This window comes from Priestia sp. YIM B13491 (assembly GCF_042787605.1).
GTDB classification, from domain to species: Bacteria; Bacillota; Bacilli; order Bacillales; family Bacillaceae_H; genus Priestia; species Priestia megaterium_E.
The window spans coordinates 72,378-94,803 of sequence record NZ_JBHZOR010000009.1 but is presented as its reverse complement, the minus strand read 5'-3'; the positions used below and the strand labels follow the sequence as shown (position 1 = coordinate 94,803).

18 protein-coding genes are annotated in these 22,426 nt (G+C 37.9%); 13 read left to right on the top strand and 5 right to left on the bottom strand.

Annotated elements, in window-relative coordinates:
• Positions 1 to 405 precede the first annotated feature (405 nt).
• On the top strand, positions 406 to 1,398 hold the full coding sequence (locus tag ACFX4E_RS23910; RefSeq protein WP_098526259.1) for a zinc-binding dehydrogenase: 993 nt from the start codon (positions 406 to 408) through the stop codon (positions 1,396 to 1,398).
• 96 nt (positions 1,399 to 1,494) lie between these two features.
• Here the strand turns inward: ACFX4E_RS23910 and ACFX4E_RS23905 are convergent, their stop codons facing one another.
• Both ACFX4E_RS23905 and ACFX4E_RS23900 read right to left on the bottom strand, forming a co-directional pair.
• On the bottom strand, positions 1,495 to 3,069 hold the full coding sequence (locus ACFX4E_RS23905) for a lactate permease LctP family transporter (RefSeq protein WP_081732062.1): 1,575 nt from the start codon (positions 3,067 to 3,069) through the stop codon (positions 1,495 to 1,497).
• A 68-nt stretch (positions 3,070 to 3,137) separates the two neighbouring features.
• Positions 3,138 to 4,094, bottom strand: coding sequence for an L-lactate dehydrogenase (locus ACFX4E_RS23900; protein ID WP_013081626.1), 957 nt, complete (start codon positions 4,092 to 4,094; stop codon positions 3,138 to 3,140).
• A 331-nt stretch (positions 4,095 to 4,425) separates the two neighbouring features.
• On the opposite strand from ACFX4E_RS23900, the gene ACFX4E_RS23895 reads away from it, so the two are divergent.
• Positions 4,426 to 5,301, top strand: a complete 876-nt coding sequence (locus ACFX4E_RS23895) for a cation diffusion facilitator family transporter (protein ID WP_028410239.1) — start codon at positions 4,426 to 4,428, stop codon at positions 5,299 to 5,301.
• Positions 5,302 to 5,442: 141 nt separating this feature from the next.
• Positions 5,443 to 7,461 (top strand): methyl-accepting chemotaxis protein, encoded by a 2,019-nt coding sequence (locus ACFX4E_RS23890; protein WP_377238642.1) that lies wholly within the window; start codon positions 5,443 to 5,445, stop codon positions 7,459 to 7,461.
• A gap of 198 nt (positions 7,462 to 7,659) precedes the next feature.
• On the opposite strand, the gene ACFX4E_RS23885 is transcribed toward ACFX4E_RS23890, so the two are convergent.
• Complete coding sequence (locus tag ACFX4E_RS23885; RefSeq protein ID WP_279620935.1) at positions 7,660 to 8,571, bottom strand: RluA family pseudouridine synthase; 912 nt, start codon at positions 8,569 to 8,571, stop codon at positions 7,660 to 7,662.
• A gap of 155 nt (positions 8,572 to 8,726) precedes the next feature.
• Between ACFX4E_RS23885 and ACFX4E_RS23880 the strand changes: the two genes are divergently transcribed.
• The 10 genes from ACFX4E_RS23880 to ACFX4E_RS23835 all read left to right on the top strand — a co-directional run bounded on the left by ACFX4E_RS23880 (position 8,727) and on the right by ACFX4E_RS23835 (position 21,235).
• A complete protein-coding gene (locus ACFX4E_RS23880) occupies positions 8,727 to 9,119 on the top strand; it encodes a YhcU family protein (RefSeq protein ID WP_013081630.1) in 393 nt (130 codons plus the stop codon).
• Positions 9,120 to 9,352: 233 nt separating this feature from the next.
• On the top strand, positions 9,353 to 10,345 hold the full coding sequence (locus tag ACFX4E_RS23875; RefSeq protein WP_377238638.1) for a Gfo/Idh/MocA family protein: 993 nt from the start codon (positions 9,353 to 9,355) through the stop codon (positions 10,343 to 10,345).
• 259 nt (positions 10,346 to 10,604) lie between these two features.
• On the top strand, positions 10,605 to 11,399 hold the full coding sequence (locus ACFX4E_RS23870) for a SurA N-terminal domain-containing protein (RefSeq protein WP_013055258.1): 795 nt from the start codon (positions 10,605 to 10,607) through the stop codon (positions 11,397 to 11,399).
• 190 nt (positions 11,400 to 11,589) lie between these two features.
• A complete protein-coding gene (locus tag ACFX4E_RS23865; protein WP_098433062.1) occupies positions 11,590 to 12,360 on the top strand; it encodes a L,D-transpeptidase in 771 nt (256 codons plus the stop codon).
• Positions 12,361 to 12,677: 317 nt separating this feature from the next.
• The gene (locus ACFX4E_RS23860) at positions 12,678 to 14,216 is read left to right on the top strand and encodes a carbon-nitrogen hydrolase family protein (protein WP_013055260.1); all 1,539 of its coding nucleotides are present in this window, start codon (positions 12,678 to 12,680) and stop codon (positions 14,214 to 14,216) included.
• 113 nt (positions 14,217 to 14,329) lie between these two features.
• Positions 14,330 to 14,884, top strand: a complete 555-nt coding sequence (locus ACFX4E_RS23855) for a glycerol-3-phosphate responsive antiterminator (protein WP_013055261.1) — start codon at positions 14,330 to 14,332, stop codon at positions 14,882 to 14,884.
• Positions 14,885 to 15,062: 178 nt separating this feature from the next.
• Positions 15,063 to 15,890: an MIP/aquaporin family protein gene (locus ACFX4E_RS23850; protein ID WP_028410245.1), complete on the top strand. Its 828-nt coding sequence runs from the start codon at positions 15,063 to 15,065 to the stop codon at positions 15,888 to 15,890.
• A 67-nt stretch (positions 15,891 to 15,957) separates the two neighbouring features.
• A complete protein-coding gene (glpK, locus tag ACFX4E_RS23845) occupies positions 15,958 to 17,448 on the top strand; it encodes a glycerol kinase GlpK (protein ID WP_028410246.1) in 1,491 nt (496 codons plus the stop codon).
• Between the two features lie 187 nt (positions 17,449 to 17,635).
• Positions 17,636 to 19,315: a glycerol-3-phosphate dehydrogenase/oxidase gene (locus ACFX4E_RS23840; protein WP_016762944.1), complete on the top strand. Its 1,680-nt coding sequence runs from the start codon at positions 17,636 to 17,638 to the stop codon at positions 19,313 to 19,315.
• Between the two features lie 165 nt (positions 19,316 to 19,480).
• Positions 19,481 to 21,235 carry a phospho-sugar mutase gene (locus tag ACFX4E_RS23835; RefSeq protein WP_028410247.1) on the top strand — a complete coding sequence of 585 codons (1,755 nt, stop codon included), beginning with the start codon at positions 19,481 to 19,483 and terminating at the stop codon, positions 21,233 to 21,235.
• 34 nt (positions 21,236 to 21,269) lie between these two features.
• Here the strand turns inward: ACFX4E_RS23835 and ACFX4E_RS23830 are convergent, their stop codons facing one another.
• A complete protein-coding gene (locus ACFX4E_RS23830; protein WP_028410248.1) occupies positions 21,270 to 21,881 on the bottom strand; it encodes a biotin transporter BioY in 612 nt (203 codons plus the stop codon).
• A 209-nt stretch (positions 21,882 to 22,090) separates the two neighbouring features.
• Positions 22,091 to 22,342 carry a YhdB family protein gene (locus ACFX4E_RS23825; RefSeq protein WP_013055267.1) on the bottom strand — a complete coding sequence of 84 codons (252 nt, stop codon included), beginning with the start codon at positions 22,340 to 22,342 and terminating at the stop codon, positions 22,091 to 22,093.
• Positions 22,343 to 22,426 lie beyond the last annotated feature (84 nt).

Genomic DNA, 22,426 nt, shown 5'->3' with positions numbered 1-22,426 from the left:
TCCTAATTAATTAACCTTATTTATGTAACAATTGTGTGTTTTATATTTCTTTTGTTACATTTATATTACAATAAATCTGTAATAAAAGAAAGTGTTTTGTCTTTTTTTCTTAAATTTTTTTAGTTTTTTACTAGTTTCTAAACTAGATATAGTAAGAGAATTACCAGTTAAATGTTGATTTATCAACGTTTTCAGGCGTTTCTCTCTACTTTTTAATCTTTTTGTTACAAAAAGATTGTTTGTAACAAAAATGTAATAAAAGAAACTTAATACCTTTACGATACAGAAAAATAAAGATAAAACGGTGAAAAAGTGAATATGAAAACTGTTTTTTTCCTTTTTTTAGGCATATTTCTTTTTCCATTTACAGCTTTTTAGTAGGGTAGATTAAGAGGAGGCGAAATGATGAAAGGCATTATACATAGTGAAAAAAGTGGAATAGCAGGCATGAAGTACAGAGATCTTCAGGAGGTGCACCCTCAAAGAGGAGAAGTAAAAGTAAGACTAAAAACAGCAGGTTTAAACCGGAGAGATTTATTCGTTATGAATAATCGAGGCAAAGGAGATAAGCCGTTTATCCCCGGTTCAGACGGTGCAGGCATTATAGAAGAATTGGGAGAAAGCGTAAAAGGTTTAAAAAAAGGAATGGAAGTAATTGTTAATCCAAGTCTAGAGTGGGATTGTGTAGAACACGTTCCACTTACACCTGAAATTTTAGGCGGTCCATCACATGGAACATTTGCAGAGTATGTAATCATACAAGCGAATAACGTTGTACAAAAGCCATCTTATCTATCTTGGAAACAGGCGGGAGTTCTTTCATTATCCGCTTTAACTGCTTATAGAGCTCTATTTACAAAAGGCCAATTAAAAAAAGGAGAGCACCTCCTTATTCCCGGTATAGGAAGCGGAGTCGCGACCTATGGATTGTTATTCGCAAAAGCTATCGGAGCTAACGTAACAGTCACTTCTAGAAGTGGTGAAAAAAGAAAGCAAGCTCTAAAGCATGGAGCGAATTATGCATTAGATAGCGGAAGCAACCTAAAAGAAGAAACCAACAATAGAAAAGTAGATATCATACTTGATAGTGTGGGGGCAGCTTTATTTCCTGCTTATTTTGAAATATTAAAGCCAAATGGAAGAATTGTTAACTTTGGTGCAAGTTCTGGAAATGAAGTTGAATTACCTCTGAGAACCATTTTTTATCCTCAATTCAACATACTTGGTACGTCTATGGGAAGTCGGGAAGAATTCGTGGACATGATGGATTTTATAGAGAAATATCAAATTAAACCAATCGTCGATCGATTCTATCCGCTGTCAGAGGCAGTTGCAGCTTGCGAACGATTAGATAAAGGGAAACAATTTGGCAACATAGGTTTACTTATTTCGGAATAAAAAAACCCCCAGCGCTAACTGGGGACTTTTTTATATAATCAAACGTTTGTTTAAATGAAAGAAACACGGTAATAACAGCTTTTTAGCGCTTTTTTATCATAACCACCAAGCCAATAAAAAAGTAACAAACCCTCCTAGTATCAAAAATCCCATGCTGTATTTGAGCGTGTATTTAAACAGTTCACCTTCTTTTCCAGCCAGTCCCACTGCTCCGGCAGCGACGGCAATTGATTGAGGAGAAAGCATTTTAGCCATCACGCCGCCGGCAGTATTGGCCGCTACGAGAATAACTGGCAAGACATTAATTTGCTGAGCTGTAGTTAGCTGCAAGTTGCCGAACAGCGCATTATTTGATACGACAGACCCCGTTAGAAATACGCCGATCCAGCCAAGAAATGGAGATAAAAATGGAAAATAAGCAGCTGATGTAGCAAGCGCCAATCCAAGTGTAGAAGACTGTCCTGAATAATTTGAAATAAAAGCAAAAGCAATGACCATCATAATAGTAATAATAGGTCTTGATAATTCTTTTACGGTTTCTAAAAGAGTGGTCCATGCCACTTTTGGCGATACGTTAAGCAAGAAAACTGAAAGGATACAAGCAATAAGAATTGCTGTACCTGTTGCTGCAAATACGTCTATTTTTAAGACAGCAGCGTAAGGCGTAGGATCTTTTACTAAAGGCGCTGCTTTAATTACGTGATTGTGTAAAAATGGGACGTTAATAAGCAGGTTCATATGTTCAAGCATTATTTTGACAAAAGAAATGCTCCAAGCCGTAACGAGTATCGTTAATAGAATAAAAGGAGACCAAGCCTTTAAAATCTGTTTTGGTGACAGGCTGAAGCTTTTAGCTGCTGCCGGGCTTGTTCGTTTAATATAAAAAGCAAGAGCAAGCAAACTCACAATAGAAGATGTGATATTTGGAAGTTCAGGGCCGATGTATGTAACAGTTAAATACTGTGTCAGTGCATAGGAAACGGCTGTGATGCTCGTTGCTTTCCATACGTCTTTTAATCCTTTTATCCCATCCATAATAAAGACAAGTAAAAAAGGGATAAGAAAAGAAATAATCGGAAGCTGCGTGCCAAGAAAATGAGCAATTTCTTTTGGATCTATGCCAGATACTTGTCCTGCGACAATAACAGGAATCCCCATGGCACCAAACGCTCCTGAAGCTGTATTAGCAATTAAACATAGCGCCGCTGCTTTTAACGGTTTGAACCCAAGTCCAACTAAAAGCGCTGCTGTAATGGCAATTGGAGCCCCAAATCCCGCTGCCCCTTCTAAAAAAGCATTAAAGGAAAAAGCAACAAGCAGCATTTGCAAGCGGGGGTCATCGGTTATTGAAATAATAGATTGTCTGATGGTAGTAAACTGTCCGCTTTTGACAGTTAGCTTGTATAAGAACACCGCTCCGATAATAATATAGCTGATGGGCCAAAGTGCATACAGAAACCCATAGCCTGTGGCTCCTAAAACCATTGAGGCAGGCATATCATAAAAATAAATAGCAATAATCATAGAAAGAAGCACCGTAATACCGGCAGCAATATGTCCTTTTAATTTCAAAAGAGTTAAAGCAATAAAGAAAAAGATAATGGGGATGAGTGCAATTAGTGCAGAAAGCCAAATATTATCTAACGGATTATATACCTGAGTCCACGTCATAGTCATACACCTCTACTACATATTTAAAACAAGGGAGCGGGGGAGTCCCCCGCAAAAATCTTTAGATGTTACACAAAAGCTCTGTCGCGAGTTTGCTTAAGAATGCTAGCAGAGTGCTCGAGCTGTTGCTGTTCGTGAGGAGTTAAATTCAATTCAATAATTTGACGCACGCCGTTTTTATTAATGATAGCTGGTACGCCGATATACACATCAGAAATACCGTATTGTCCTTCTAATAAAGCAGATACTGTTAAAATAGAATTTTCATCATCTAAAATAGCCTTGGTAATGCGTACAAGCCCCATTGCAATTCCGTAATAAGTCGCTCCTTTTCGATTAATAATATGGTAAGCCGCATCGCGGGTTTGTTCGAATAGATGTTGCATATCGGGTTCTTTTTCAATAGCGGCAGTATTGATAAAATGTTCGAGCTTCACACCGCCAATTTGCGCGTGGCTCCAAACAGGAAATTCCGTATCTCCATGTTCCCCCATAATATAAGCGTGGACGTTGCGAGAATCTACTTCGAAATAGTCGCTTAACAAGTAGCGGAAGCGAGCTGTGTCAAGGATCGTTCCTGAACCAATTACCCGTTCGTTTGGTAATCCTGATACTTTTTGTGTAACGTGTGCGAGAATATCAACTGGATTTGTTGCCACTAAAATGATGCCGTCAAATCCGCTGTTCATAATATCTTTTACGATGCATTCAAAAATTTTAACGTTTTTTTCAACTAGATCTAAGCGTGTTTCCCCTGGAGCTTGATTAGCGCCCGCTGTAATAACTACTAAATCAGCATCAGCACAGTCTTTATAATCTCCAGCCCAGATTTTCATCGGTGTGGCAAATGGCATTCCATGATTGATATCGCGTGCTTCACCTTCTGCTTTTTCTTTGTTCATATCGATTAACACTAATTCATTGGCAATACCTTGATTCACCATTGAAAAAGCGTAGCTTGAGCCAACAAAACCAGTTCCGATAACGGCAACTTTTCGTGTTTTTGGTGTAAATTGTGTTTTCATTTGTATCATCCTTTGAATTTTATTTTGTGATGTTTTTCACAATGTTAGTGTAACAAGAATAAATACCCTCGGCTGTGATAAAAATCACACCCTTAAAAAATAGTAAACAATTTTACAGGGCGATTTAAAAAAATGTCCTTCTACATGAAGTGCCACATTTAGAAAGATCTTAAACGTTTAAAGTGTTGAGTAAAGGCAACTTGTTTTGCAGAAAGCTAAAGAGTTTAACATTCTCTATTTGTATGTTAGCAGCCAATAATGTTTCTATAGACCCACACGAAATCCATTTGTTACACTAAGTTTGCTTATTTTGAATAAAGGAGTGGAAGGGATGGAGAATTACTATGAGCAAGCCCAAAAAGGCGCTTGGGTTAGTATCTTATCATATATCTTTTTATCGACATGTAAACTTATCATTGCGGGTATCACCGCTTCCTCTGCATTAAAAGCCGACGGTCTTAATAATGTTACAGATATTATTGCATCAATTGCCGTCTTAATCGGCTTAAAGATTTCTAAAAAACCTCGCGATAATGATCACCCCTATGGACATTCCAGAGCGGAACATATCTCTTCACTTATTGCTTCTTTTATCATGATGGTCATCGGACTAGAAGTATTGGTCGATGCGGGTCAGTCATTATTTATGGACAAATCTGAAGCGCCTAATTTACTGGCTGCTTGGGTAGGTCTTGGAGCGGCTGCTGTTATGGGTGGTGTCTACCGATATAATATTAAGCTTGCTAAAAAACTTGATAGCCAGTCTTTATATGCGGTTGCTAAAGATAATTTGTCTGATGCACTTGTGAGTATAGGGGCTGTTGTGGGAATTTTTGGTTCACAGTTCGGTCTGCCCTGGCTGGACGTGGTAGCTGCTTTTGCTGTGGGAATTATTATTTGTAAAACAGCCATCGAAATTTTTAAAGAAGCGGCTCATTCCTTAACGGACGGATTTGATGAAGAAAAGTTAGGGCACTACAAAGAAAGCATCGAGCTTGTAGATGGTGTAAAAGAAGTAGAAGATGTGAAAGCGCGTAAGCTTGGTAACCAAGTCGTGATCGATGTAACTGTTAAAGTAGATCCCCATTTAAATGTTATCAAAAGCCATGAAATTGCTGATCAAATTGAACATATGATGAACGATGAGCATCAAATTAAAGATACGCTTGTTCATATTGAACCTGATGCATACGAAAAGCAAAAATAAAACCAGCACGTTCTTTCGTTATGAAAGGATGGGCTGGTTTTATTTTTGGGGAAATTTGAAATAAATCACAAAAACTTCTTCAAAAATGAAAATGAAAAGCCGTTATTAGTAATATAAAGATTTTTGTAGAAGGGTGAGGGAATGAAGAGGTTAAGTGCAAAGCTCGTAGTATTTTTTAGTATTTTTATAGCTAGTTTATTATTAGTTGTTTCAGGGGCTGTTTATCAATTTACCAAAACACAAATAGAAAAAGATGTAGAAGTTCAGTCTCAAAGTCAAGTGAAAGAGTTAAAAGAAACGATTCATACGTACTTAGACATGTATAGTCGTTCTTTGCTGACGTACAGTGAGAACGATGTAATCGTTAATTTTGTTAAGCAAGAAGGAAATGAAACAAATCAAGAGAAAAATCCTTATTTTACATGGAATACGGTTCAAAAAGAGTTTACGCAGTTTAAAGAAAAATATCCGAACCTGGCACTTGAATACATAGGCACAAAAAATAAAGGAATGTATTCTGTTCCTAAGCAAGAGTACGGATCAGATTATGACCCGACTTCAAGAGTTTGGTACAAACAAGCAATGGCATTACCTGATCAAGTAATTTATACGGATCCATATGAAGATGCAGCAACCAAAAAGACGGTTGTGACAATTGCAAAGGCTATTTTAGATCCAGATACTAAAAAGGTGCTGGGTGTTATAGCTACTGATTTAGACTTAGATGCATTAAAAAACATTGTAGGTAAAGCAGAAGTAAATCACGGTGGGTATGCATTTTTATTTGATCAAAATGGCACAGCGCTCGTCCATCCAACAGAAGCTGGAAAAAATTTAATGAATCAGCCATTTATGAAAAAAATGTACGAAGCAGACCGAAATAGAGATTTCATGAAGTATACCTTTCAAGGTGAAGAGAGAGTGATGGCATATGATACTCTCGAAGGAACGAATTGGAAGATAGGAAATGCCTTTATTTATAATGAAATGCTCTCAAGCGCTCATCATTTACTGACTGTTATTGTCTGGATTGCGTTAATTGGCATCTTATTATCAGTGGTGTTAACCATCTTTTTCTCAAGAATCATTACTAATCCGATTCGCCGCTTGAAAAATGAAGTAGCCAAAGTAACAGCTGGCGATTTAACGGTTCAGGTGAAGACGAAGTCAAAAGATGAAATTGGTGAGCTTACTCATTTATTTAATGATATGGTAGCCAAAATGAAAACATTGATTGGCACGGTTCAGACGTCTGTTGAGACAGTAAAAACGTCTGTTGAAGACTTGAGTGCCGTATCTGAAGAAGCCACTGCATCCAGTGAGGAAATCGGCCGGGCTATCCATGAGATTGCGAGCGGTGCCACGCAGCAAGCTTCTGACGCTGACACTACTAATCATAAAACGATGAGTTTATCTTCGCAAATTGAAGAAGTCATTGAACAAAATGCACAGATTAATAAAATGACGATTGAAGCTGTAAGCATCAATGAAAAAGGTTTAAAACAGATGCAGCTCCTTCGCAACCAAACTACTGAATCGGCTCAAACGATTCATGCTGTTCAAGCTGTAATGGAAGAGTTAACAAATAAGATGAAAAAAATTGAATCTATTATTTTTACCATTAATAGTATTTCAGATCAGACAAATTTACTTGCATTAAATGCTAGTATTGAAGCAGCTCGTGCAGGAGAACATGGCAAAGGATTTGCGGTAGTAGCTGAAGAAGTGCGAAAACTCGCTGAACAGTCCTCTCAGGCCACTGAACAAGTTCGCCATACGATTGCAGCGATTCAAGGGGAAGTCGCTGCTGCGCGTGAAGAATGCAACCGTACAGAAGAGCTTTCAAAGTCTCAGGACTTTGTGGTAGGAGATACAGAACGAGCTTTTCATGAAATTGCAACTACAATTGAACAAGTGGCGGCGGCTGTGGAACATGTGACAAGCAGCATGGACAGTATCGATGAGCATAAGGAAGACGTGGTAGCGGCCATTCAAAGTATAGCAGCTATTGCACAGCAATCAGCAGCGGGAACTGAAGAAATTACCGCTTCTACAGAAGAACAAATTAGAGCTATTTCTACTGTTTCTCAATCAGCTGAACATCTGCAAGAGATTAGTGAAGAATTGGCGAACTTGATTCGTCAGTTTAAAATTCAATAGAAAAAAAGCTGGGACAAAAGTATTTTAGTTAAAAGAAAATCCGAACGGTAAATTGAGATTCTTGATAAAGAATTCAACTCGTTCGGATTTTTTTATTGATATGGTGAACGCAGGTTTCAGGTAGGTATCTCAAGCGGTTCACCGCACTTCTTCTATTTGTTTGCCCTTAGCTAGTTGCGTCTTAACCTCTCTTTTAGTTTAATAGGAAAGCAACTTGCTGTAAGCCAAAAAGACTTGCTGAGTTGGAGGTGCAACAGCTGACACACGCTGATGTGTAAACGGGTGTATAAAAGAAAGCTTAATGGCATGTAAAGCTTGCTGCTGCTCTTTTAATCTCTTTCCTCCATAAAGAGTATCACCAAGTAACGAATAGCCGATGTGACTCATATGAACACGAATTTGGTGAGTGCGTCCGGTTTCGAGCGAAAGTTCGATAAGCGTTTCGTTTTTTGCCGTATTGCGTTTTAACACCCGATAACGTGTTTTGGCATCTTGTCCCGTTCTAGATACTCTTCTTCTTGTAGCGTGATGACGATCGCGTCCAATGGGTTCATTGATGATTCCATCCTCTTTTTTTATGATTCCTTGGACGAGGGCAATATAAGTCCGATTAATTTTACGTTCAGCCAGCAGCTGATCAAACACAGAGCTTGCTACAAAATGCTTCGTGAACAAGATAGCACCTGATGTATCGCTGTCCAAACGGTGAACGTGTCTAGGCTTTGTTTTGAGGCCTATTTTTTGAAAATAAGCAGCTACAGCATTTAAAAGAGTTTTTTGATCTTGCTCTGATGAAGGATGAGTATCTAGGTTTATTGGTTTGTTTACGATTAGTACGTGCTCATCTTCAAACAAAATCTCTATATCAACATTGTAAGGGGTGATTTCATTAGGCTCTGCTTCAAAAAAAGGAAGTGACACTTTATCATGTTCCTTAAGAGTGTTTCTCCATGGTAAAGGCTCACCGTTTATAAGCACATTTTTATTCATTCGAAACTGATGCAGCGTTTTTTTAGGAATACGCCATTTCGTTTTTAAATAATCTTCAATTGTTTGCCCTGCATCATTTTTTGCGATTTTATCTTCTAGCCATTGGCCATTTATACTCATATTTAATCCCTTCCTTACATACTAGTAAATATCCTTTAATCTTTTAAAAGAACTTGTAAATAATTAGGAGGAAATAACTACCTGAAGTTCTCGTTTTATGTTTATGTTATGCTAAATAAAGAGACATAAGTTAAGAGAAAAAAGGGGGGGTAACCATGAAAATTGCCCAAGCAGCTCCGCCAGAAATGGAGAATTACATAGAAGAGTTGACTGAACAGCTTCGCTATGACTTGTTACCTCGGTATGTATCTGTAGATAAGCTTAATCCTGATGAATTATTAAACCCAGATTATTGTACAGACCATTTATATAATGGCTTACTCGATGAAGCATTGCAAGTCATTAGTAGCCTTCAGACAATAATTGCCGTGATTGAAGCGATCCAACATCGGCCGATTGAAGAAAGCGACTGCGAGCAATTCGAAAAAAATATTGCAATTTTAAAAAAATACGGGTTTTTATTTCCTGTTTCCATTGAGTGTTTTGCAAAAGAAAACAATTTGATTACGTATTCGTATGAATCGTTTTATAATTCATACATAAATTAAAGAAAGAGGCTGGGACAAAAGCATTTTAGACGAAGTGAAGAACGAACCATTGATCGAGATTTTTGATTAGTGGTTCGTTTTTTTGTTATGGTAAACGTAAGTTTCATTTAGTTGTGTCTCAACTTATTTCTTTTTATTGGCATATTTCAGATTTCAATTGGACATTCAAAAAGAGCTTGTGATATGGTCAAACTTGTATAAATCCATCACAAAAAACAAATAGGAGCGAAAACATGACAAAAGCAAAATTATGTTTTATAGGTGCAGGCTTTCACGCATCAACGAACATTTATCCCTCAGTTATTGAAGCGGGAGCAGAAATTAAAGCAATTTCCACACGCAGTATGGAAAGATCAAAAGCTGCTCTTCAGCGATTTGGGAGCAGCGGTACGCCATACGATGATTATAAGAAAATGCTGAAGCAGGAAAAGTGCGACGGAGTAGTAGTTGTGGCACAGCCTGAAGATCATCCTGCTTTGGTGCTTGATTGCATTCGAGCGGGAAAAAATGTTTATGTGGACAAGCCTTTGGGGATGAATGAAAGAGAAGCAAAAGAGATTTCAGATGCTGCTAGGGAAGCTGGCGTAAAAGTAATGGTAGGTTTTATGAAGCGCTATGCACCTTGCTATATAAAACTAAAAGAGCTAATTGAAGAAGGAAACCTTGGAAACGTCCGTTCATTTCAAGCGAGGTTTGCTGTAGACAGTACCCCTTTTTGTAAAGATGAAGAGCAGTTTATGAAGCTTGCTGCCATACATATTGTTGATCTTGTCCGTCACTTGTTCGGCGAAGTCGTTCACGTGACAGGGTTCAGAAATAATCATGGTGAATATATTTCAAATAGTATTTCGCTGAAGTTTGACAATGGCACTGTAGGGAGCCTGTATTTTACTGGCATGACAGCGTGGTCTCGCGAAAGCGAAAACTTATTAGTGACATTTGACAATGGCTTTGCTTTTGCTGATGAAGTAAACGTATTGACTATTCACGAATCTCAGACTTTTGATGATTTACCATGGAAGTCATTAAAAGAAAACGACCGTGTGTTTACACCTTCTGCTTCTCCAATGTCAGGAGCATATCGAGATCTTTACCTTCGTGGATTTGTTGGAGAGATGGCTCATTTCATTGAGTGTTGTACAAGTGATCAAGAAATTATTTCCAGTGGGAGTGACAATGCAAAAACGATGAAATTATGTGATCAAATACTGTCATCTTTAATGTAAAGAAAGCTTTAGAGAAAAGAATGTACGATGAATAAACTTCTGTAAATTATGTAAATCATACTAAATAATGTTATGATTAGACAGGCCGTATAGAGAAGAGCATTTATCTTTCATAAGATTACAGAACGTTTCAATCTTATTACATATGTTTAAAATTAGCCTAAATGGTTTCTTTTTACGCCTATATCATATACAATGCCCCCTAGATGATTTTTTCGAATAGCTAATAATCGTTTGGGATTATGAAAGGAGATTAATCATGAAAAAACTGATGTATACATTGCTCATTGGGTTAATTGCTGCAGCTTTAACAGCATGCGGTTCAAACGATGATGCAAAGCAATCAAAAAGTGATGATCAGAAAACTGCACAAACTGAGAAGCAAAAAGAGGCTCAGGAAAAGCAGGAAAAGCAAGCAAAAGAAATGCAGAAGAAATTAGATAAACAAAAAGTAGATGAGAAGAAAACCGTAGCGGTTGTAAACGGTAAAAAAGTTTCTGGTGAAGAATATAATGCGGCATTATCTTCATCACAAGCCCAATATCAACAAATGGGACAAGACCCAACATCTAAAGAAGCAGCTAAACAAGTAAAGCAGCAAACAATTGACAATTTAGTAGGTCAAACGCTGCTATTGCAAGAAGCTGAAAACAAAGGCTATAAAGCAACTGATGAAGAAGTAAATAAAAAGTTAAAAGAAACGAAAAAGCAGTTCAAAACAGATAAACAGTTTAAAGCGGCTTTAAAAGATGCAGGACTAACTCAATCACAATTAAAGTCTGAGCTGGCTGACAGCATTAAATATCAGCAGTACGTAGATAAAGACATCCAAACACCAGAAGTAACAGATAAAGAAATTCAAGATTATTACGATCAATTTGCAAAACAAAGCCAAAGTCAAGCAAGCGGCGGTAAAGAACAATCTCAAATGCCAAAGCTTGAAGACGTAAAGCCTCAAATTAAGCAGCAGCTTGAACAACAAAAGAAACAAGAAGCATTAGAGAAAAAAGTTGAAGAACTTAAGAAAAATGCAAAAGTTGAAGTGAAGCTTTAAATACAAATGAAATGGCCCTTTAAAGGGCCGTTTTTTTTGTTATGTACATTTATTGCTTCTTGTCAGTAAAAAGGGGTGCGTGAAAGATTTTATTGTATTTTGACTTATAAGGTAAAAAGTGTTCTGATGGTTTGCCTTTCATCCTATACTTTTCTTATATAGATATAAGAGAAATTGGGGGAGTCAATAAATGAAAAAGGTGGCTGTTTTTTTTGTTGGGCTTATTTTTTTACTCGCGGGGATGGGTCTGACAGGCAATGCGTCTGCGGCTTCAAATCAACTTATTATTATTAATAAATCTACTAACACCCTTGCTTTTTATGATGGAGGAAAATTAGTAAGGACGTTCAAAGTTGCGACAGGGAGGCAGATGAGTTATACACCAGAGGGTACATTCAGCATTGTGAATAAAATTAAAAACCGGCCTTATTATAAAGATAACATTCGGGGAGGAGATCCTAGGAATCCGCTAGGTGATCGCTGGCTAGGATTAAATGCGCGCGGAACATATGGAACGACGTATGCTATTCATGGAAATAATAATCCAAGTTCTATCGGGACTTACGCAAGTTCAGGATGCATTCGTATGTATGATGAAGAGGTACGCTGGCTGTTTGACCGCGTTCAAACCGGTACAAAAGTGGTTATTGGTCAATTTCATTCTCAAAGTTTTGATTCAATCGCTGTTAAAAACAAATACAAAGTAAGCAGTGCTCCAGTCGCCCAGAATCTTTGTAAAACGAAAAAGCTCTCAAAAGGCCAAATTGGTTTTGTAACGATTCAATCACCGATGGTTTTGTTAAAAGAAGAAAAAGGAAAATGGGTAAAGATTCGTACGTTAAATCGCGGTGAACGCTATAATGTATATAAAATAAATGGCATTAAAGTCTCTTTAGGACCAGGATTTATTGAAAATTATCCTAATAAAAAAACATCCATAAAATTAGATATTTGCAAATAGAAAATGAGGCTGGGACAAAAGTATTTTAGCCTAAGTGAAAAATGAGCCATTGATCAACATGTTTGATTGGTGGTTCGTTTTTTTTATTATGGTGAACGTAGGTTTCATCTGTTTTGTTCCTTCTAGCAGTTGTACGGAAATCAACAGCGGTGTCACAAGCTATTCATACGAGCTAATGCATCCATTTGTTCGTCTTTAGATTGGATTTATTTTGTTATGTTTCAACTTCATTTTTTGAATTTTTAATAATGTTTATTATAATAAAAAACAGGGAAACTAATTGCCTAATGAAGAGAGAGAAAGGGTTGTTTTAGCGTATGTCTACAATAGATTTATCAAAATTCGAGAAAAAAATGATTATTCGTAACATCAAACCGGACGATATAGATGAAATTTTAGCACTTCAAAAGCTATCATTCCCCGGAATGGATCCGTGGAAAAAAGAACAGCTTGAAAGTCACCTGGCCATTTTTCCAGAAGGACAAATATGTGCAGAGTACGACGGGGAAATTATCGGATCTTGTTCAAGCTTGATTGTGAACTTTGATGAGTACGATGATCAGCATACGTGGGACGATATTACAGACGAAGGATACATTACAAATCATAACCCGGAAGGCTACAATCTGTATGGAATTGAAGTAATGGTTCATCCAAAGTATCGCGGCATGAAAATAGGACGCCGCTTGTATGAAGCACGTAAAGATTTAGCACGTGAATTGAACCTGAAAAGTATCATCATCGGAGGAAGAATTCCTAATTACCATAAGCATTCAGCTGAAATGTCGCCTAGAGAATATGTAGAACAAGTTATTCATCATAAAATTTATGATCCAGTCCTATCTTTTCAGCTAATGAACGGATTTACGCTTATGCGTATAAACCCTGGTTATCTTCCTGATGATCTAGCTTCTAATAAGTATGCAACGCTGATGGAATGGAACAACGTAGATTACGTTCGCCGTTCAAAACGCCATTTTAAAACGTCATTCCCAGTGCGCATTTGTGTTGTTCAGTATATGATGAAACAGATCAATTCATTTGAAGAGTTTGCAACACAGGTAGAATATTATACAGATGTTGCTTATGACGCAAAAGCCGACTTCTGCGTATTCCCGGAAATTTTCACAACTCAGCTAATGTCTTTCTTGAATGAAAAGATTCCAAGCAAAGCGGTTCAGCGCGTAGCAGAATATACGGAAGAGTACATTGAGCTATTCACTAACTTAGCGGTTAAATATAATGTAAATATTATTGGAGGATCCCACTTCGTCGAAGAAGATAATGGAGATATCTTTAATATTGCGTATCTATTCCGCCGAGATGGAACAATTGAAAAGCAGTATAAAGTGCATATTACACCTAATGAAAGAAAATGGTGGGGAATTAGCCCAGGAGATAAAGTCGAAGTGTTTGATACAGATTGCGGTAAAATTGCGATCCAAATTTGCTATGACATCGAATTTCCGGAGCTTGCTCGTATTGCTACCGATAAAGGTGCAAATATTATTTTTACGCCATTCTGTACGGAGGACCGTCAAGGCTATCTGCGCGTAAGATACTGTTCTCAGGCGCGCGCAATCGAAAACCAAATTTATACGGTTATCGCAGGTACAGTTGGTAACCTGCCTGAAACAGAAAACATGGATATTCAGTACGCTCAGTCTGCTATTTTTGCACCGTCTGACTTTGAATTTGCACGAGACGGTATTGTAGGAGAATGTAATCCTAATATTGAAATGGTGGTTATTGGAGACGTAGATTTAGAAATTCTTCGCCGCCAGCGTCAATCAGGAACGGTTCGTCAATTAAAAGACCGACGCCATGACGTTTACAATATCAAATATAAAAAATAACGCAGTTTCTAAAAACATCATGCAAATGCATGGTGTTTTTTATTTCAACTTTTGCCATAATAAAAACTATTACAATGAATTTTGTGGACTAACCATGGAAAAGAGGGGAAAACATGAGTTTTCATGGACAATCGGTATTACCCGCTGTTCGAGATATGAAGCAATTGGAAAAGTTTTTAGTAAGTAATTATGAGTACGGAGTTCTTTTAGACAATCAAGTGGGCATGCTAAAAGGAATCATGAAAGAAGTCCATAAGCATGAAAAAAAGCTAATCATTCATTTAGACTTAATTCATGGCTTAAAGCACGATGAATATGCGGTTGATTTTTTGTGTCAGGAATTTAAGCCAGCGGGAATTATTTCGACAAGAACAAACGTTATTTTAAAAGCTAAACAAAGAGGGATTTATGCCATTCAACGAGTCTTTTTATTGGATAGCACGGCTTTGAAGAAAAGCTATGAGTTAATGAAGAAAGTAAAACCGGATTATATTGAGCTTCTTCCTGGAATTGTGCCCACTTTAATCCAAGAAGTTAAAGCTGAAACGGGCATTCCGGTGTTAGCTGGAGGTTTAATACGAACGGCAGAAGAAGTTCATAATGCTTTAGAAGCCGGGGCTTCTGCTGTTACAACATCAAATAGAGAACTGTGGAGTATTTCAACTTAAAAAAACTGTTTGACAACGCTTTCATCATCTAGTAAACTTCTAGATAAGTTAATAGATGTGAGGGAGAATGGGAGATCCACGGTATAGCCTTTTAATGATTTTATTAGGGGGATGTATGGTGGATTTTCTTATTTTCTTGTTGTTTTAATCGTTTTCATACAAAGGGGAGGTTATTTATATGCAAGCATTCTTAGGAGAAATAATTGGAACAATGATTTTAATTATCCTTGGCGCTGGTGTATGTGCGGGCGTCAATTTAAAAAAATCGTTTGCTGCTAATTCAGGATGGATCGTTATCACAATGGGATGGGGAATGGCGGTAGCGATGGCAGCATATGCGGTTGGTAATATGAGTGGGGCACACTTAAATCCAGCGTTAACCGTAGCGCTTGCTATTACAGGTGATTTTCCGTGGTCACAAGTACCGATGTACATTTTAGCTCAGTTTATTGGAGCCATTCTTGGTGCAACAGTTGTTTATTTACACTATCTTCCACACTGGAAAGAAACAAAAGATGCTGGTACAAAATTAGGAGTATTCGCAACGGGACCAGCAATTGCTAACCCATTTGCAAACGTTTTAAGTGAGGCAATTGGAACGTTTGTATTAGTTGTAGGAATCTTAGCAATTGGAGCAAATAAATTTACAGATGGATTAAATCCTTTAGTAGTAGGATTTTTAATCGTAAGTATTGGTTTATCATTAGGAGGAACAACAGGCTATGCCATCAACCCTGCTCGTGATTTAGGACCTCGTATTGCTCATGCTATCTTGCCGATACCTGGAAAAGGCAGCTCGAACTGGAAATACGCTTGGGTACCAGTAGTGGGTCCTTTATTAGGCGGATCAATTGGTGCAGTATTTTATCAAGCGGCATTCTTAAATAAAATGTCTAGCAGCTTATGGATTGTCTTAAGCATTGCGGTGATTGTTTTAGCTGTTATCTACGCTGTTTCTAAACAAAAGACAGCACAAATTCAATCAGCAGTAGTACCAAAAAAATGAATGCGCTTTACCATCTAACTATGTACAATAAAGAAACGACACTATACAGAGAATAGGGGATATTGATATGGAAAAATTTATTTTATCTTTAGACCAAGGAACAACAAGCTCACGAGCAATGTTATTTAATAAAAAAGGTGAAGTTGTACATGTAGCTCAAAAAGAGTTTACGCAATACTTCCCAAAACCAGGTTGGGTAGAGCATAATGCTAGTGAAATTTGGGGTTCTATCCTTGCTGTTATTGCATCTTGTCTATCTGAGTCAGGTGTTCATGCTGATCAAATTGAAGGAATTGGAATTACCAATCAGCGTGAAACAGCAGTAGTGTGGGAAAAAGCAACAGGAAAGCCAGTATACAATGCAATCGTATGGCAGTCTCGACAAACGTCTGCCATTTGTGAAGAGTTAAAAGCAAAAGGATTAAACGATACGTTCCGCGACAAAACGGGATTATTAATTGATGCATACTTCTCTGGAACAAAAGTAAAGTGGATTTTAGATAACGTAGAAGGTGCACGAGAAAAAGCGGAAAACGGTGAATTGTTATTCGGAACAATCGATACATGGTTAATTTGGAAGCTATCAGGTGGAAAAGCGCATGTAACGGATTACTCAAACGCATCCCGTACGCTTATGTTCAATATCTACGATTTAAAATGGGATGATGAACTGCTAGATATTTTAGGAGTACCGAAATCTATGCTTCCAGAAGTAAAGCCTTCTTCTGAAGTATACGCTCATACAGTAGATTATCACTTCTTCGGTCAGAGTATTCCAATTGCGGGAGCAGCAGGAGATCAGCAAGCCGCTTTATTTGGACAAGCGTGCTATGAAAAAGGAATGGCGAAGAACACGTATGGAACAGGTTGCTTCATGTTAATGAATACGGGTGAAAAAGCAGTTAAGTCCGATCACGGTTTGTTAACTACATTAGCATGGGGGATTAACGGTAAGGTAGAATATGCGCTTGAAGGCAGTATTTTTGTAGCAGGATCTGCTATTCAGTGGCTCCGCGATGGTTTAAGAATGTTTAAAGATGCGGCTGAAACTGAAAACTATGCAACACGAGTAGAGTCTACAGACGGCGTATATATTGTGCCAGCTTTCGTAGGACTTGGAACGCCATATTGGGATAGCGATGTACGAGGAGCGATGTTTGGATTGACTCGTGGTACAAAAAAAGAACACTTTATCCGTGCAACGCTTGAATCACTAGCTTATCAAACAAGAGATGTATTAAGTGCAATGGAAGCCGACTCTGGAATTACATTAAAAACATTGCGTGTAGACGGAGGAGCAGTTAAGAATAATTTCTTAATGCAGTTCCAAAGTGATGTGTTAGACGTTCCGGTTGAACGTCCTCAAGTGAATGAAACAACGGCTCTTGGGGCAGCATATTTAGCGGGTCTAGCGGTTGGCTACTGGAAAGATTGCGATGAAATTGCGCAGCAGTGGAATATGGAAAAATCTTTCGAACCAAATATGGAAGAAGAAAAGCGTGAAGAATTATATAGCGGCTGGAAAAAAGCTGTGCATGCAACAATGGCTTTTAAGTAATTATTTGATGAAAATCCTTTAATTAAAAGTGCATGTATGATATAATTTACTCAAGTTAATAAATTGGTTGGAGAATCGGAGAGACCACAGATCCATATGTAGGCATACTATATATGTGATTTGTGGTCTCTCTTTTTGGTATATTGGAAAAATTTGATATCTTTGAAAAATGAAAGGGGAATGACTTATGTTTTCAAGTCAAACACGTTCGAATAAATTGGTAGACATGACACAAAATCAATATGATTTACTAGTAATTGGTGGGGGAATTACTGGTTCAGGTATTGCCCTTGACGCGACTCATCGAGGTATGAAAACGGCATTAGTTGAAATGCAGGATTTCGCAGCAGGAACGTCTAGTCGTTCAACGAAGCTTGTTCACGGCGGACTACGCTATTTAAAACAATTTGAAGTTAAAATGGTAGCCGAAGTTGGTAAAGAACGTGCGATTGTATATGAAAATGGCCCTCATGTAACGACTCCGGAGTGGATGCTGTTACCTTTCCATACGGGTGGAACATTCGGTAAATTCTCAACTTCAATTGGACTGCGCGTATATGATTTCTTAGCTGGTGTAAAACGCTCAGAGCGCCGCAAAATGTTTAGCGCAGAAGAAACGCTTAGCCGCGAGCCATTGGTAAAATCTAAAGACTTAAAAGGCGGCGGTTACTACGTTGAATATAAAACAGATGATGCACGTTTAACAATTGAAGTAGCTAAAGAAGCTGCCGCAAGAGGAGCAGATTTAGTCAATTATACAAAAGTGGAAAACTTCATTTATGATAAAGGAAAAGTAGTAGGGGCTGTTGTTCGTGATCAGCTTACGAATAAAGAATATAATATCTATGCGAAAAAAATCGTCAACGCTGCAGGTCCATGGGTGGACACGCTGCGTGAAAAAGATAATTCAAAAAAAGGCAAGCAGCTTCAATTAACAAAAGGAATTCACTTAGTTATCGATCAAGAGCGCTTTCCGTTAAAACAAGCCATTTATTTTGATACACCTGATGGACGTATGGTGTTTGCAATTCCGCGTGATGGAAAAACATATGTGGGCACAACAGACACGGTCTATAAAGAAGACGCTAGACATCCGCGTATGACTGTAAAAGATCGTCAATATGTTATTGATGCGATTAACTATATGTTCCCAACGGTTGATATTACAGTAGACGATGTGGAATCAAGCTGGGCTGGTGTTCGTCCACTTATTCACGAACAAGGAAAAGACCCTTCTGAAATCTCGCGTAAAGATGAAATCTGGACATCGGAATCAGGTTTAATTACGATCGCTGGAGGGAAATTAACTGGGTACCGTAAAATGGCTGAAATTGTCGTAAATCGCGTAGCTGAAGATTTTAAAGCAGAAGGACGCGAATTTGAAAGCTGTCAAACTAAACATTTACCGATTTCTGGAGGTAATGTAGGAGGTTCAGGTGGGTTCCCAACGTTTGTAGAGCAAAAAGTCAAAGAAGGCATCAAACTAGGATTATCACGTGACGCTGCTGAAAAGCTTGTAAAACGCTATGGCTCAAACGTAGATAAAGTATACCGCTACATGATTGAACGTCCAGATCAGCTAAAAAACAGCGACCTTCCAGCTAGTGTATTTCTGCAAATTCAATATGGCATAGAAGAAGAAATGGTTTCAAAACCAGTGGACTTCTTTATTAGACGTACGGGCGCTTTATTCTTTGATATCAACTGGGTAAGAAGCTGGAAAAAACAAGTGATTGCTCATATGGCCGAAGAGTTAAAGTGGACGCCTGAGCAAACAAAAGCTTATACAGATGAATTAGAACAGCACCTTCATGACGCAGTTGTACCAGTAGATGAAAAAGTTAACCGTATGACAGGTATTTCATGATAAAATAAAAAGTACCTCAAAATTTGTCAATACAGCCATAATATAATAGCAGGAAGTCAAATTTTGACGAAGAAATATAATATGACTGTTAAAAAAAAGAGAAAGACGATTACTCGTTTTTCTCTTTTCATACATATTTACATTTATATAAGGGGGCTTTTTTTTATGAGTTGGAAAGAAACGTATACATCTTGGGTTAATCATCCAAATTTAGATCCTGAATTACGTCAAAATTTAGACGCAATCAAAGGTGATGAAAAACAATTAGAAGATAGTTTTTACAAAACATTAGAATTTGGAACAGGCGGAATGCGTGGGGAAATTGGAGCGGGTACAAACCGTATGAATACGTATACAATCCGAAAAGCTTCCGAAGGCTTTGCTGAGTACATTAAACAAGCTGGCGAAGAAGCTATTAACCAAGGAGTAGTCATAGCGTATGATTCTCGCCACAAATCCCCTGAATTTGCAATGGAAGCAGCAAAAACATTAGCAAGTCACGGAATTAAAACGTATGTATTTGAAGAGCTAAGACCAACACCTGAACTTTCATTTGCAGTGCGTGAGTTAAACGCATTTGGAGGTATTGTTATTACAGCGAGCCACAATCCTCCTGAATATAATGGATACAAAGTATATGGTCCAGACGGTGGTCAGTTGCCGCCAAAAGAAGCTGATGAACTAGTTGGCTTTGTAAATGCTGTGGAAAATGAACTTGCATTAGCTGTTCAATCTGAAGCGGAGCTAAAAGAAAAAGGTCTTATTGAAATGATTGGTTCAGCGATTGACGAAGCATACAATGAGAAACTAAAAACGATTTTAATTAATCCAGAGCTAGCTTCTGAAACAGGTAAAGACTTAAAAGTGGTTTTTACACCTCTGCATGGTACAGCTAATAAGCCAGTTCGCAACGCGCTTCAATCCATCGGTTACGAAAATGTCACGGTTATTGAAGAACAAGAACTTCCTGATCCAAATTTCTCGACGGTTAAATCTCCGAATCCTGAAGAGCCGGCTGCATTTGAATATGCTGTTCGTAAAGGAAAAGAAATTGATGCAGATATCTTAATCGCAACGGATCCAGATGCAGACCGTTTAGGAATTGCTGTCAAAGATCCAAGCGGCGAATATGCGTTATTAACAGGAAACCAAACGGGTGCTTTATTGCTTCACTATTTGCTTTCTCAAAAGAAAGAAAAAGGCGTGCTGCCTGCTAATGGCGTTGTGTTAAAAACGATTGTAACGTCAGAAATCGGCGCACAAATTGCTCGTTCATTTGGACTGCAAGTTGTTGACACTCTAACAGGTTTTAAATTTATCGGTGAAAAAATTAAGCAATATGAGCAAACGGGCGAGTATACATTCCAATTCGGTTATGAAGAAAGCTATGGCTATTTAATTGGTGACTTTGCTCGTGACAAAGACGCTGTACAAGCAGCCATTCTAGCAGTAGAAGCTTGTGCTTATTATAAAAAGCAGGGCATGACACTATACGAAGCGCTTCAGCAAGTGTTTACTAAATATGGTTTCTATCGTGAAGGTCTGAAATCTTTAACGCTTAAAGGAAAAGAAGGATCTGAGCAAATTCAGCATATTTTGGCTACATTTAGAAATGAACCTCCTACTGACATTGCAGGATTAAATGTTTCGGTTGTAGAGGATTATACATTAAGTGAGCGTCAGCATATTAAAGCAGGAAAAGTAGAAGAAATTACATTACCAAAATCAAATGTATTAAAATATATCTTAGAAGACGGTTCTTGGTTCTGCCTTCGTCCGTCTGGTACAGAGCCAAAGGTGAAGTTCTATTTTGGCGTCGTGTCAGAAGATGAAGCAACAAGCATTGCTCATTTAGAAGCTGTACAAACAGCTGTAATGGGTGAAGTAGAACGTGTATTGGATAAAGTGAAAACGGTATAAAAGTAAAGCCTGCTCAAACTTGAGCAGGCTTCTTTTATGATACTTTGTTTGATTGCGTATTTGACAAGTACGAAGAAGATCGTAGGGCTTTATAAATTTTCGGAGCAAGCATAGCCCCAAGAACAGTAAAAATAAGATCCTTTACCGCAAACCACGACATAATCTTCCAAGCGGCTGCATATGTCATTGCAGGAGCTTCAAGCCAGTAATTAACTGCTGCATACATATACGTAGTACCAATTAAATAAATAACCGCAATACCAACTAGCGATGAAATTAAAAAGATAGAAAAAGTTGGCTTCCCGCGCATTTCCATAATTTTTCCTGTGATAAATGCTGCTACGATATAAGAAAGCAAAAAGCCGCCGGTGCTTCCAAATAAAATACCAATTCCTGCTTTAAATTGAGCAAATACCGGGGCGCCGGCAATGCCAATTAATACGTATACAATCATCGAAATAGAACCCATTCGGCTCCCAAGTAAAAGTCCTGCTAATATAACAAAAAAAGGCTGAAGTGAAAGAGGCACGCCGCCTACTTGTAAAAAAGGTGCCCAAGAAGTAATGTTTGCACCAATAGCCATCAGAGCCGCAAACATACCGGCTAGCGTTAAATCTAATGTGCGAAACCTTTTATTAGTACTCATATTGTTCCTCCCAGTATGTACTGAAATATCTTAGCGTATGTACTGAAGATTGTACGTCGAATTCACTTTTATGTCAACGATAAAAATGAATATGTTTACATATATTATGTGAGGTTTTTTGAAATAAAGTATGCATATTTTTAGTGCAACATAAAAAAATAAAGAAGGGAATTCATCCCTTCTTTGTCCAAGTGTGTGTATCAAAAATACTAGTACAATGATTCTTCCAGAAGCTCCGGGTTGTGCTCCGAATATTCCGTTGCATGATCAATGTAGCGTAGTAAGGAATAAAGCTCTTCTTGAATGATGCGGTAGTTTCGTTCAAAATTGTAGGCGTGCAAAAAATGTTCAATCTTTTTTGAAAGAAAATCGTCGTCTGTTCGAACCATTAAAATTAATAAGTTATCCCATTGTGAACGGTGTGTGTAATACAAAGCTCGATCATAATCAATTACATCCATTAATAACGTTCCTCCTTTTGAGGAGTTGAAATTAGTGTATGATATTTGCGGGAATTCTTACGCTGTAAATGTTGGGCAAAAGAC

Coding starts and splice junctions, on each gene's coding strand:
- ACFX4E_RS23910 (WP_098526259.1), top strand. CDS start 406: ATGAAAGGCATTATACATAGTGAAAAAAGTGGAATAGCAGGCATGAAG.
- ACFX4E_RS23905 (WP_081732062.1), bottom strand. CDS start 3,069: ATGACGTGGACTCAGGTATATAATCCGTTAGATAATATTTGGCTTTCT.
- ACFX4E_RS23900 (WP_013081626.1), bottom strand. CDS start 4,094: ATGAAAACACAATTTACACCAAAAACACGAAAAGTTGCCGTTATCGGA.
- ACFX4E_RS23895 (WP_028410239.1), top strand. CDS start 4,426: ATGGAGAATTACTATGAGCAAGCCCAAAAAGGCGCTTGGGTTAGTATC.
- ACFX4E_RS23890 (WP_377238642.1), top strand. CDS start 5,443: ATGAAGAGGTTAAGTGCAAAGCTCGTAGTATTTTTTAGTATTTTTATA.
- ACFX4E_RS23885 (WP_279620935.1), bottom strand. CDS start 8,571: ATGAGTATAAATGGCCAATGGCTAGAAGATAAAATCGCAAAAAATGAT.
- ACFX4E_RS23880 (WP_013081630.1), top strand. CDS start 8,727: ATGAAAATTGCCCAAGCAGCTCCGCCAGAAATGGAGAATTACATAGAA.
- ACFX4E_RS23875 (WP_377238638.1), top strand. CDS start 9,353: ATGACAAAAGCAAAATTATGTTTTATAGGTGCAGGCTTTCACGCATCA.
- ACFX4E_RS23870 (WP_013055258.1), top strand. CDS start 10,605: ATGAAAAAACTGATGTATACATTGCTCATTGGGTTAATTGCTGCAGCT.
- ACFX4E_RS23865 (WP_098433062.1), top strand. CDS start 11,590: ATGAAAAAGGTGGCTGTTTTTTTTGTTGGGCTTATTTTTTTACTCGCG.
- ACFX4E_RS23860 (WP_013055260.1), top strand. CDS start 12,678: ATGTCTACAATAGATTTATCAAAATTCGAGAAAAAAATGATTATTCGT.
- ACFX4E_RS23855 (WP_013055261.1), top strand. CDS start 14,330: ATGAGTTTTCATGGACAATCGGTATTACCCGCTGTTCGAGATATGAAG.
- ACFX4E_RS23850 (WP_028410245.1), top strand. CDS start 15,063: ATGCAAGCATTCTTAGGAGAAATAATTGGAACAATGATTTTAATTATC.
- glpK (WP_028410246.1), top strand. CDS start 15,958: ATGGAAAAATTTATTTTATCTTTAGACCAAGGAACAACAAGCTCACGA.
- ACFX4E_RS23840 (WP_016762944.1), top strand. CDS start 17,636: ATGTTTTCAAGTCAAACACGTTCGAATAAATTGGTAGACATGACACAA.
- ACFX4E_RS23835 (WP_028410247.1), top strand. CDS start 19,481: ATGAGTTGGAAAGAAACGTATACATCTTGGGTTAATCATCCAAATTTA.
- ACFX4E_RS23830 (WP_028410248.1), bottom strand. CDS start 21,881: ATGAGTACTAATAAAAGGTTTCGCACATTAGATTTAACGCTAGCCGGT.
- ACFX4E_RS23825 (WP_013055267.1), bottom strand. CDS start 22,342: ATGGATGTAATTGATTATGATCGAGCTTTGTATTACACACACCGTTCA.